This is a genomic window from Anabaenopsis sp. NIES-4685, from assembly GCF_059725405.1.
Genome location: NZ_AP043602.1, coordinates 4421737 through 4434030, shown reverse-complemented (window position 1 = coordinate 4434030; position 12294 = coordinate 4421737). Strand labels below are relative to the sequence as shown.

Below are 12294 nucleotides of genomic sequence, written 5' to 3'. Positions count from 1 at the left end.
GGATTTAATTTTCCACGATTATTTCCACATTGACAAAGGCGGGACTTCCACCAACTGATGACTAAGCTGGTGGTGAATCTTGCCATTAGTAGCCAAAATTCTACCGGATGCTATGTTGAAAGGAGTGCCGTCATAGGCAGTAACTCTACCCCCAGCTTCCCGCAATAATACTACACCGGCCACCACGTCCCAGGGAGAAATCCCCCTTTCCCAGTAACCATCTACACGGCCGCAAGCAACATAAGCCAAATCCAGGGCGGCGGAACCACTACGCCTCACACCTTGGGTAAGATGAGTCAGGTGGCAAAATTCTGCATAATTATTATCTGATGTTTCGCGGCGATCATAGGCAAATCCCGTTACCAAAATGCTTTTACTCAAGTCAGATATTTCTGAAACCTTGATAGAATGGCGGTTGCGCGTCGCCCCTAAGCCAGTGGCTGCCCGAAATAGTTCATCATGGAAAGGGTTATAAATTACACCTACTTGCGGCACACCATCAACTAATAAACCAATAGAAACAGCAAAAGCCGGGTATTGGTGGGCGTAATTAGTTGTACCATCTAAGGGGTCAACTGCCCAGAGATACTGATGATCTTGATTACCCAACTTCCCTGATTCCTCCGCCAGGATGGAATGTTGGGGAAAATGGCGACGCAAAATTGACAAAATCTCAGCTTCCGAGGCTTTATCCGCGACGGTGACTAAATCACCAGGGCGGCCTTTTTCGGTAATAGCACCTTCTAACTTACCCAAATACCCCTGCAAAACTGCACCTGCAGCCAAGGCCGCTTCCGTAGCAATGTCTAGAAAAATTTGTAAATTAGTCATTAGTGATTAATCATTGGGAAGTTATAATCTTTCCCTCAGTCCCTAAAAATTTCGGCGGCGAAACTGAGCAGGAGGGACACGCAGAGGTTTTTCTGGGTTCCAAATGCCTTTTTCCATGAGTCTAGCCCATTGTTGGGCCCGTTCCAAACGCTGGTCATATTTGTGATTAGGCGATCGCGACACAAACAAAGCATACCCTTGTTTAAGCAATTCTTCATTTAATAACTGCTGGTCTTTCCACACATAGGCCAAAATCCGACCAAAATTATCCTTGGTTTGGACATCAAACTCCAAGATCACGGATTTTTCTTGCTCACCAATCAACTGCGCTAAAACTGCTTTAGACTCATCTCCCCAGGGACTTTGTCGCAAATCTGGCGCATCAAGACCAAGTAATCGCACCGAAGAAATCAAATTTGGTTGTTCAGCCATACCTAGAACTTCCAAAGTTTGACCACTGACTACCCGGGACACTCTCACCTGAGTGCGATTGCTTGCAGTTTGGTCATGATCGCCCTGACAACCCACGAAAAACAGCAAGGAACCCAAAAGGATCCCAAGAAAAACCTTTGCGTTTTTGCGCCTGGGCGCGAAACAAATCTTAATCCTCATCTAAGGGTAAACCCGCTTTAACCTTACCTCTAGCAAAATACCGACCAAACTGGAGTTCATAAACCTCATCCTCGTCTTGAGTTTCCACTTCTAAATCAGAATGAGCATAACTAACGCATAACAAAGCATACCCTTTCTGGCGCAAAGCTGGGGATAGTCCAATAGCCTCGGGTTGGTAAATTTCTCCAGACACCACCCGCACAGCGCAAGTTGTGCAAGCCCCATTGCGACAGGAAAAGGGTAGTTCCTCCCCTTGTTGTTCAATACTGTGGAGGATGTAGCGGTCTGCGGGAACTTTTAGACTGTATTCCTTGCCAGAGGCGCGATCGCGAACTTTAATCGTATATGTGTGGGACATGGTGATTTCGGATTTCCAAACTAGACTTGAGCTTTAATTTAATTTATCTGCTTTTATGGTTGCATTTTCTCAAATTTCATAGTAGGATTATAAATCGTTGACCCTGGAGAGGTGGCCGAGTGGTTGAAGGCGCAGACCTGGAAAGTCTGTTATGCGGAAACGTATACGAGGGTTCGAATCCCTCCCTCTCCGTTAAAAAAAATGCAAATATCATCAAAAAACTTTGGCGATGGAGTAGACTGTCAGGAGTAATTTTTGATCACCCAAATAATGCCCTTAGAACTGCAAAACCTCACTGGTGGTTACACAGCATTACCCATTATCCAAGATATTAACCTATCTCTACAAACAGGAGAATGGTTAAGTTTAGTGGGTGCAAATGGTTCTGGTAAATCTACCATCCTAAAATTACTCAGTCGCATTCTCTCCCCACAGCAAGGCACAGTCCTACTGGATGGCAAAGCGATTCATTCTCAGCCTCCCCATTTAGTGGCGCAGAAGTTAGCATTATTACCGCAACAACAAACAATTCCCGCCGGGTTAACAGTGCGCCAACTAGTCAGTTTAGGACGCACCCCCCATCAACCTTGGTGGCAATGGGAACTAAGCAGTGAAGACCGGGAAAAAGTTACAGCAGCTATTGCAGAAACGCAACTAGATCAATTGAGCGATCGCCTAGTTGAACAACTTTCCGGTGGTGAAAGACAACGGGCATTTTTAGCCTTAGCACTAGCCCAAGAACCGAAAGTATTATTATTAGACGAACCCACAACTTATTTAGATGTCAAGTATCAATTACAACTTTTAGAACTCCTGGAAAAACTCAATCAACAGCAGAATTTAACCATTGTCACCGTCCTACACGAACTCAATTTAGCAGCTCGCTATAGTTCCCGCATCGCCTTATTAAAACAAGGTCATCTGTGGGAGGTGGGTACACCGGAAGCAGTCCTCACACCCCATGCGATCGCCCAAGTCTTTGGTGTAGACTCTGTAATTATCAATACACCTGTTGGCTTACAAGTTTGTGCCATATCCGCCATGTAAAAGCTACCTAAAAACCATTTCTCCAACAACTAAATACAGACCTATCTGTGTTTATCTGTGGTCAATTATCAATAAAATCCCGCCATGAATCCACCCAAGCTGCAAAACTGGCAATTTATCAAACAGAAACTAACACCCTACATATTTTTACTCCCAGCACTAATTCTGTTATTTGCAACAGTGTTCTGGCCAGCAATACAAGCATTTTACCTGAGCTTTACCAGCTACGAAGACCTTTACCAACCACCGCAATGGATAGGTTTTGACAACTTTCGGCGTTTGTGGAAAGATGCAGTTTTTTGGCAAACCTTAGAAAACACCTTTCTCTACCTTGTAGGTGTCGTGCCAATTTTAGTCATAGCTCCCTTAGGACTGGCAATTTTGGTAAATCAGAAGCTGCGAGGGATGAATTGGTTTAGAGCCGCTTACTACACGCCGGTAGTAATATCAATGGTAGTTGCTGGTATAGCTTGGAAATGGCTATATGCAGAAAACGGATTACTTAATCAGTTACTTAAAACCGTGAATATTTTTCCCGCAGGAATTCCCTGGTTAACCAGTCCAGAGAAACTATTAGGCATTGTACCCATTTCCTTAGCCAGTGTCATGGCTGTTACCATCTGGAAGGGACTCGGCTATTACATGGTAATTTATTTAGCCGGGTTGCAATCAATTCCGGCGGATGTTTACGAAGCCGCAGCCATTGATGGTTCCGATGGGATCAGCAAACACTGGGATATTACCTTACCCTTAATGAGTCCGTATTTAGCCCTGGTAGCCGTGATTTCAGCTATTTCCGCTACTAAAGTATTTGAAGAGGTATTTATTATGACCCAGGGTGGTCAACTAAATAGCTCTAAAACCATTGTTTATTATTTATATGAAGAAGCCTTTAGCCACTTAGAAATTAGCTATGCCTGTACAATTGGATTAGTCTTATTTTTGATTATTTTGGGTTTATCAGTTTTGCGGTTAGCTGTTAATCAATAGGACTTACGCAAGATTGGACTAAAAACCTGGTTCTGATGTAGGGGTGATTCATGAATTACCCCTACTTTCGTTCTGTTTTGCGTAAGTCCTGATCAACAAGAAGATGTGACACTTTAATATTTTGTCGCTGGGACTTTAGTCCTCTTTGCAGTCGGTACTAGGAATAAATCTTCTTTTATTGATAAATAATATAGTCATCCTATTTGACTTGAGAAATTATGAGTGAGGAAAGGGAACACACCGAACAGGGAACAGGGAACAGAAATTGTTCATGAATCATTTAGGATTGCTATACATGGTTTTTTGTGTTATGGGAGATTTTCGCACAAGATAGGTAAATTATCACAATTTTATCTACCCAAAGCCACTAGATAAAATAGTCAATAAATAATTATAAGAAATGCAATAGCTGCTTTTCAAGCAGTTAGGAAGATATTTTTATCCTTGGATTAAGTGAAAATATCGGATAGCTACTTTTGCAGTATGATTTTTTACTCTATTTTTGTATAAGTGTGAAATTGGATTAATGCAATAAGTATTATATTTAACTCAAGCATTAGTATATTTATGTAGGATTGAGCCTATTTACAGGGATAACATCGAAAGGACTGTAGTGGTTTTAATTACCCACATTCTTGTCAATCTGTTTTATAGTATTCTTCAGGCATTGATTCAATTGAGGAGCAGTTGCCAAAATTCAGATGTTTTCTGGAGGTAGTATGAACCCATACAACTGACCCCCCCCATGACCGGAGTCTCTTTTGGTAGGTTACCTGACTTCATCTTGGCAGGACGGGCATATTTTTGGTTAAGCTAGATATAGGTTATTTTGCTATATCGTGTTAATAGTTGATTTATGTTCTACTAGTTTACTTATTTATTCAGGGCTAGGTTTACTACAAATACATTGAAATCATAGTTAAATGAGAATCATATACTTTTGTAATGTATTTTCTATTTTTGCCCCAAGTTGGGTTAATAGATATTCACCAGGTAGGGACTTAACCGAAATCCTACCCAACTTATTCCTTGATTAACTTCAAGGCTGTGGTTGTTACACGCAATGGAGTGGTAAATACACTGCTTCAGGAATTAGTCATGGGAAGATTTTATTTTCTCAAGCTCAGGGGTATCTGCTTGTGATACCAGTGTTAAGTCTTTGACAAGAGCGAGAATTTACCATCCAGTGGATAATGTTACTAACTCGAAAAGTAGATGGTCATTAGCCTATATCCTACCCCAAGACCTATACCTTAGATGAGAACTAAACTTGGCAGCTATATAGTCAAGTTTACTATTAATCAATAACTTTTATTTATGGATTTTGCCTAGGAGGTGTCTTTAAAAGTGTCAAAAATGAAAATGTTTAAGTCCCAGTATATTAAGTTTCAGATTTTAACTGATTTTATCCAGTGCAAGAGGTAAGATAAAAGCTATCGATAAAAACTGATTCTAGGTATTTGAGGAAATTTATCATTTCCGAATTGCTATAATCTATTGTCCAATCTAGTTAATTTTTTTATTTGTTAGGTGTATTTTTCTATGGGTTCCCCAATGAATCGTCTATCTATTTTTGTAGATGGAAATAATATGTTCTATGCTCAACAGAAAAATGGCTGGTTTTTTGACCCAAGACGAGTCTTAGACTATTTCAAACACGAGCAATCAGACACAACACTAATCAATGCTTTCTGGTACACTGGTTTAAAAGATCCACAAGATCAGAGAGGTTTCAGAGATGCTCTCATCAGCTTAGGCTATACAGTCCGCACTAAAATTCTCAAAGAATATTATGACGACTCATCGGGTCGCTACTCCCAAAAAGCTAATTTAGATATTGAAATTGTCGTGGATATGTTTAATACAGTAGATCAATATGATCGAGTGGTTTTATTCAGCGGAGATGGTGATTTTGAAAGGGCTATCGAATTGTTACGCTCAAAAAATACGCATATTACAGTGGTATCAACAGAAGGGATGATAGCCAGGGAGTTGCGCAATGCTACTGACAGATATATTGATTTAAACGATATCAGAGATACTATAGAAAAAGTAGACGGTCAGTAATCTTAGCAAATATTTACAAATCTTTAGAGTAAAAAAACTAAGGTTTTAAGATATTTTAAGCAAACAGTAAAAAATCCACAAGGAGGAAACATGAGCAGCAAAGGCGATCAAATTATCATTTTTGATACCACACTCAGAGACGGAGAACAATGTCCCGGAGCCACTCTAAATATAGATGAAAAGCTAGCGATCGCCAAGCAACTATCGAAGTTAGGGGTAGACGTGATTGAGGCGGGATTTGCTTTTGCGAGTCCGGGGGACTTTGAAGCTGTGAACAAAATTGCCCAAATTGTGGGGACAGAAGATCGTCGCAGTAATTTGTAGTTTGGCTAGAGCCATTAAAGCAGATATTGAAGCCGCAGCAGCAGCCCTAAAACCAGCAGTTCACGGTAGGATTCACACCTTTATTTCTACATCCGATATTCACTTAGAATATCAGCTGCGCAAATCACGGGCGGAAGTATTAGCGATCGCCGAGGAAATGGTAGCTTATGCTAAGTCATTTATGACAGATGTAGAATTTTCCCCCATGGATGCAGCACGCTCTGATCCAGAATTTCTTTACCAAGTATTAGAGCGAGCGATCGCAGCTGGTGCTACAACAATTAACATACCTGACACGGTTGGTTACTTGACACCTAGTGAATTTGGGGCAATGATTAAAGGGATTAAAGATCATGTCCCCAATATAGATCAAGCCATTATTTCCGTACACGGACATAACGACTTAGGTTTGGCCGTTGCCAACTTCCTAGAAGCCATAAAAAATGGTGCCACCCAATTAGAATGTACCATTAACGGCATTGGCGAGCGAGCCGGGAACGCCTCCCTAGAGGAATTGGTGATGGCTTTACACGTGCGGCGACAATATTTTAACCCCTTCTTAGGAAGACCAGTAGACTCAGAAGAACCACTAACCAATATTGACACCCGCCAAATTTATAAAACCTCTCGCCTAGTTTCCAACTTAACGGGAATGCTAGTACAACCAAATAAAGCCATAGTCGGAGCTAACGCCTTCGCCCATGAATCTGGTATTCACCAAGACGGGGTACTGAAAAACAAGCTCACCTACGAAATTATGGATGCTCAATTGATTGGCTTAACAGACAATCAAATAGTATTGGGTAAACATTCCGGTAGAAACGCCTTCCGTACCCGGTTGGGAGAATTAGGCTTTGAACTCTCAGAAACAGAATTAAACAAAGCATTCGTCAGATTTAAAGAAGTAGCTGACAAAAAGAAAGAAATTTCCGACTGGGACCTAGAAGCGATCGTCAACGATGAAATTCAACAAGCGCCGGACTTGTTCCGAGTCGAACTAGTGCAAATTGCTTGCGGTAGCAACGCTAAACCCACAGCTACAGTCACCCTGCGCACCCCAGAAGGTAAAGAATTAACTGATGCAGCCATTGGTACAGGACCCGTAGACGCGGTTTACAAAGCAATTAACCGGGTAGTAAATGTGCCTAACGAATTGATAGAATTTTCTGTACAATCGGTCACAGCCGGAATTGATGCTATAGGTGAAGTAACCATCCGTCTGAGACATGACTCGAGAGTATTTTCCGGTCATGCGGCTAACACCGATATTATTGTCGCCTCCGCCCAAGCTTATGTAAATGCCCTAAATCGGCTTTATGCAGCTCTGCAAACCAAAGAGAAACAAGAACAAGTAACTGCACAGAAAATTTAGAGACATATGTGGTTTCAGGGTGGGTTTTTCCCGCCCTATTTTTTGTCTAACCTCATCCATCAATCCTCACCTTACTAAGGATGAATTAATAGATGAATATACCTCTAAAAACCCATTGGCACACAGTTAGAGCCACATTTCAACGAATTTGGGGTTACGAAGATTTCAGACCACCCCAAGGCGAAATAGTCAGGACTTTGCTAGGCAAAAAAGATGCCTTAATTATTATGCCCACAGGTGGGGGGAAATCAATTTGCTTTCAACTTCCCGCACTACTACAAACAGGAATAACTCTAGTAATTTCCCCCTTGGTAGCACTCATGGAAAACCAAGTACAAGAACTACTAGAGCGCCAACAAAAAGCAGCACTATTGCATAGTCAATTACCCACCCATCAACGCCGCAGGACACTACAAGCTTTAGAAAACCAACAACTCAGATTACTGTATTTATCCCCAGAAACCTTATTAAGTCCCCTAGTCTGGGAAAAATTATCTCATCCCCAATTACAAATTAACGCTTTGATATTAGATGAAGCCCATTGTTTAGTACAGTGGGGGGATACATTCCGCCCAGATTATCGCAGGTTAGGCGCAGTCAGACCCGCATTACTCAAAACCAAACCACCGGGGACAAAAATTAGTATTGCTGCTTTTACCGCTACTGCTGACCCCACAGCCCAAAAGACTATTCAAAGGGTTTTACAATTACAGCAACCAGAAATTTTTAAATTAAATCCCTATCGGCCGAATTTGCATCTCACTGTCCGCATTGCTTGGACACCCAGGAGTCGCAAACACCAACTATTAGAATTTATTAAAAATCGCCCCCAAGAATCGGGATTAATTTATGTTAGGACTAGAAAAGATAGCGAAAATTTAGCTGTATGGTTAGCCGAGAAGGGTTACACTACAGCTAGTTATCATGGCGGACTGGATCCAGTAGAACGCCGGAATATAGAAAGTAAATGGTTAACTGGTAAAATCCCCTTTGTGATCTGTACCTGTGCTTTTGGTATGGGGATAAATAAATCAGATGTGCGTTGGGTGGTTCATTTTCACGCACCTCACCTCATATCTGAATATGTACAGGAAATTGGCCGCGCGGGACGAGATGGGAATCCAGCAGATGCGCTGGTTTTGGTGAGTGAACCCACAGGGTGGTTAGACCCAGAAGATAAACAAAGACAGCAGTTTTTTGAGCAAAAAATGCGATCGCAGCAACGCAACGCCCAGCAATTAGTCAGACAATTACCCCCACACGGAGAGGCCAACGCAGTCACCCGCGAGTTTCGTGATGCTGATATAGCCTTAGCCTTACTCCACAGCAGCGGTCAATTAAATTGGCTTGACCCCTTTAATTATACCATTGACTCAGGGGTAAAAATGCAGCCAGTGAACCAATTACCAGATGCTCAACAAATGTATGAATATTTGCATACTAAAAAATGTCGTTGGCAATTTTTATTAAATGCTTTTGGTTTTGAACAAGAAGCTAGCAACTGGCGTTGTGGACATTGTGATCATTGCCGACATGAGGTTTTAGGTTGAGTAATTTTAGTGAATTCCATGTTAGTTATCAAACCCATATTAAAATTTAGATTTATGATATAGATTTACCTTCTCGATAATATTTTTTTGTAGATGCAGAATTATCTATTTCGTTACGAAAGGTATCCATCATTCCTATAATCTCTGTATGTAATTCATCATAGTCTTTACCATCTATATCAAGATAATTTCCATGGGCTATAGTATTTCTTTTTTTGAGTAATTTTTGATCTATGAGAACCTCTTTTGAAGCATAAAAAGTATAGTTCAATCCTAGCATACAAACTATTTCTTTAAAAACTGATGACGATAAATTAGATGTCGTAATTCTATTCGTATATTTTATCAAACTGCGTTCACTCATCTTTGTGATAAAAAATTCTGCTACTTCATTATATATAGTTGCCTTATTACTTTCATTAGCTTGATCTAATTTATCTTTCATTGCCAATGCTATAAAATTATGCTCCAGGTTTTTATATGGTAAATCTTGCATAGCGACAAATTCTAAATAACTATTGGCAGATACTTTGATAAATCCCTCCCAGTGAGCATATAGCATCGTGATTCCACTACGAAGTAATGCATTATGTTTTCCTGAAGAAAATGATTTTGAATCAATCATGGCTTTTAATGCTGATAACTCTTTTTTTCGCCACGCAAGTTCTTCTGCCAGTTTATCACTTAGCTGCTCTAAAGTACGTATTTTCATTGCTGAAACATCTTACGACCAAAGGCAACTAATTTTGGTACTCTTCGCTGTGGAGTATTACCAGAGGCTGACCAATTTTTATATTCAGGACTAGTCCAAAATTCTTTTACTTTCTCTCTGACATCAATAGGTGAGTTAGATATATTTTTATAGTTGTAACCAATTCCTAAAGCAATGACTTCATAAGCAGATAGTAGGAACCCACCTAAAAATTTATCTTTGGTTGGAGAATATTTACGAAAACTATCATTTCCCAGCTGTTCATACAAAATTTTAAATGTCTGATTAAATGCAATTTCCTCTTCAGAATAATCAAAATTTTGTCTTTCAGCCATTTCTACCATTTTATCTGTTAAAAATCCACTTAAATCATTGCCTATTTTTCTCATTTCTCTTTCTTCAAGGGTGCGAAATACTAAAAACCTCAGTAGTAGTTCCATGTCATATTGTTGTTCAATTGGTCTTTCACTCAGAGCTATACATTCTCTAAACATCTCATTTTGACTTAATTTTTTCATCCAATGAAACATATCCCGATTAAACATTACTAAAATACAGCTTCTTACTTCTTGTGGTGTAGCTATGGAACCACCTGTATTCAATCTTTGAAATAGTTCATACTTGGCAACTTCGTCACTCTCTTTTAGAAGAATAGTTGCATCAATTTTAGCTCTTTTAATTAATAAGCGTTGTGCTAGAGTTAAAGAATTAACCGTATCAGATGTATCTTCCCATTTCTTGCCTTCTAAATCCGGTAAATATTTAGTTTTTTCCAGCACTAATGGTGCTACAACATTTTGATTTTCATCCTTGAGTTTTCCCACAAATTCATATATTGTTGATAGTCTTTGAAGACCATCAACTACGTCCCAAACTCCATCTTCACGTTGAGATACAAAAATAGGTGGAATTGGAATTCCTAATAAAATAGACTCTATTAAACTGGTTTTTTGGCTATTAGTCCAACGAAAAAATCTTTGAAACTCCGGGTGTATATCAATTTCTGCATTTTCATATAAGCTAATCCATTCTCCAATAGACATTGAATATCCATCGACTCTAATTTCTTGTCTCATTTTGTCGATTTCTTCTTGAAGGGACATATTTACTACTCCAATTTTTGCAATAAATAGATTTTTGGTGCGATAGATCGATGATTTTTGATTTTTAGGTTGACATATTTAACGTTTTATTGTTCCTTTAAAGACAAATTTAGCATGATGAATCAGCGTTAAATAAGAATATACATATGCAGGCTTATGTATATTCTTATGTTAATAGTTTCGGGAGAATTATCTACTGATCAAAAAAGTCTAATTTGCCCGGAAAACATTAAAACTGCTGTAAAAATCGTAAATCGCTACCATATAAACGGCGGATATCATCGATTTGGTGTAACACCATAGCAAAACGTTCTACACCAAAACCAGCCGCAAACCCAGTATAAATTTCTGGGTCATAACCTACAGCTTTCATCACATTAGGGTCTACCATACCGCAGCCCATTACCTCTAACCAGCGACCATTCCACTGCAAATCTACCTCAGCAGAAGGTTCTGTAAATGGGAAATAACTAGCACGGAAACGAATGGGTAAATCACCAAATATTGCTTGTAAAAACTCCTTAATAGTACCTTTGAGGTCTGTAAATGTTAGCCCATGGTCGATGGCTAATAGTTCTATTTGATGGAAAACCGCCGAGTGAGTAGCGTCTACATGATCACGCCGATAAACTCGCCCTGGAGCCACAACCCGGATGGGTGGTTCTTCTCTTTCCATGTAGCGAATTTGTACTGATGAAGTATGAGTACGGAGGAGATTACCGTCTGGTAGGTAGAAGGTATCCTGCATATCACGGGCTGGGTGATCGGGTGGGGTATTCAGAGCCTCAAAATTATAATAATCTGTTTCCATCTCTGGCCCTTCGGCTACGGTATAGCCCATACCCACAAAAATATCCAGCGCCCGATCAATAATACCATTAAGTGGGTGAATTCGACCTTGAGGGCGGTAAATTCCCGGCATGGTCACATCGAGAGTTTCCGCCTCTAGCTGTGCTTGAATTTTGGCGGATTCTAAAGCGGCGCGTTGCTGGTCTAGACTGTTTTGTAGGGATTCTTTGACTGTATTGGCGATCGCCCCAATTTTTGGTCGTTCCTCCCCACTCATTTGTCCCATACTTCGCAATAACGCCCCCAGCTGCCCTTTTTTACCCAGATAGCTAATTCTGAGTTCCTCTAGACGTTCTAGGGTATCGGCGGCGGCGATCGCTTGTTCTGCTTCTTCCCGCAGTGCTAAAAGTTGAGCCTCTAAATTCGTAGTCATTAGTTATTAGTCATTGGTCATGAGTCATTGATTATTAGTCTACGACTTTGGACTGCTACCCAATCACTGTACAAAACAGTCCAAGTCAAAACCCAACCTCCGTTTA

General features: G+C 40.3%; 10 protein-coding genes, 1 tRNA gene and 1 pseudogene. 6 read left to right on the top strand and 6 right to left on the bottom strand.

Translation table 11 applies throughout. From position 1 onward, the window contains the following. Positions 1-18 precede the first annotated feature (18 nt). From AC6IZ0_RS19200 to AC6IZ0_RS19190, 3 genes are read right to left on the bottom strand one after another with little or no spacing between them, the layout of a single operon-like run. Positions 19-831, bottom strand: coding sequence for an inositol monophosphatase family protein (locus AC6IZ0_RS19200; protein ID WP_497724418.1), 813 nt, complete (start codon positions 829-831; stop codon positions 19-21). A gap of 42 nt (positions 832-873) precedes the next feature. Next, complete coding sequence (locus tag AC6IZ0_RS19195) at positions 874-1443, bottom strand: thermonuclease family protein (RefSeq protein ID WP_497724416.1); 570 nt, start codon at positions 1441-1443, stop codon at positions 874-876. After that, positions 1433-1801, bottom strand: a complete 369-nt coding sequence (locus AC6IZ0_RS19190; protein WP_271734733.1) for a 2Fe-2S iron-sulfur cluster-binding protein — start codon at positions 1799-1801, stop codon at positions 1433-1435. The genes AC6IZ0_RS19195 and AC6IZ0_RS19190 overlap by 11 nt, the downstream gene beginning before the upstream one ends. A gap of 105 nt (positions 1802-1906) precedes the next feature. Here AC6IZ0_RS19190 and AC6IZ0_RS19185 point away from each other — a divergent pair. The 6 genes and pseudogenes from AC6IZ0_RS19185 (at position 1907) to AC6IZ0_RS19160 (ending at position 9151) form a co-directional block, all read left to right on the top strand. Next, positions 1907-1993: transfer RNA gene (locus tag AC6IZ0_RS19185), tRNA-Ser, on the top strand. 78 nt (positions 1994-2071) lie between these two features. After that, complete coding sequence (locus tag AC6IZ0_RS19180) at positions 2072-2848, top strand: ABC transporter ATP-binding protein (protein WP_271734749.1); 777 nt, start codon at positions 2072-2074, stop codon at positions 2846-2848. An 84-nt stretch (positions 2849-2932) separates the two neighbouring features. Continuing rightward, complete coding sequence (locus AC6IZ0_RS19175) at positions 2933-3838, top strand: carbohydrate ABC transporter permease (RefSeq protein WP_497724414.1); 906 nt, start codon at positions 2933-2935, stop codon at positions 3836-3838. Between the two features lie 1542 nt (positions 3839-5380). Continuing rightward, on the top strand, positions 5381-5905 hold the full coding sequence (locus AC6IZ0_RS19170) for a LabA-like NYN domain-containing protein (protein ID WP_200989987.1): 525 nt from the start codon (positions 5381-5383) through the stop codon (positions 5903-5905). A 90-nt stretch (positions 5906-5995) separates the two neighbouring features. Then, positions 5996-7601: pseudogene (locus AC6IZ0_RS19165) on the top strand (2-isopropylmalate synthase). 92 nt (positions 7602-7693) lie between these two features. Continuing rightward, positions 7694-9151, top strand: a complete 1458-nt coding sequence (locus AC6IZ0_RS19160; protein WP_497724411.1) for a RecQ family ATP-dependent DNA helicase — start codon at positions 7694-7696, stop codon at positions 9149-9151. A 52-nt stretch (positions 9152-9203) separates the two neighbouring features. Here AC6IZ0_RS19160 and AC6IZ0_RS19155 read toward each other — a convergent pair whose 3' ends face one another. From AC6IZ0_RS19155 to pheS, 3 genes are all read right to left on the bottom strand, one after another. After that, complete coding sequence (locus AC6IZ0_RS19155; RefSeq protein ID WP_497724410.1) at positions 9204-9863, bottom strand: MAE_28990/MAE_18760 family HEPN-like nuclease; 660 nt, start codon at positions 9861-9863, stop codon at positions 9204-9206. Beyond that, a complete protein-coding gene (locus AC6IZ0_RS19150) occupies positions 9860-10966 on the bottom strand; it encodes a GmrSD restriction endonuclease domain-containing protein (protein ID WP_497724408.1) in 1107 nt (368 codons plus the stop codon). The genes AC6IZ0_RS19155 and AC6IZ0_RS19150 overlap by 4 nt, the downstream gene beginning before the upstream one ends. A 229-nt stretch (positions 10967-11195) precedes the next feature. Next, positions 11196-12188, bottom strand: coding sequence for a phenylalanine--tRNA ligase subunit alpha (pheS, locus tag AC6IZ0_RS19145; RefSeq protein ID WP_271734727.1), 993 nt, complete (start codon positions 12186-12188; stop codon positions 11196-11198). Positions 12189-12294 lie beyond the last annotated feature (106 nt).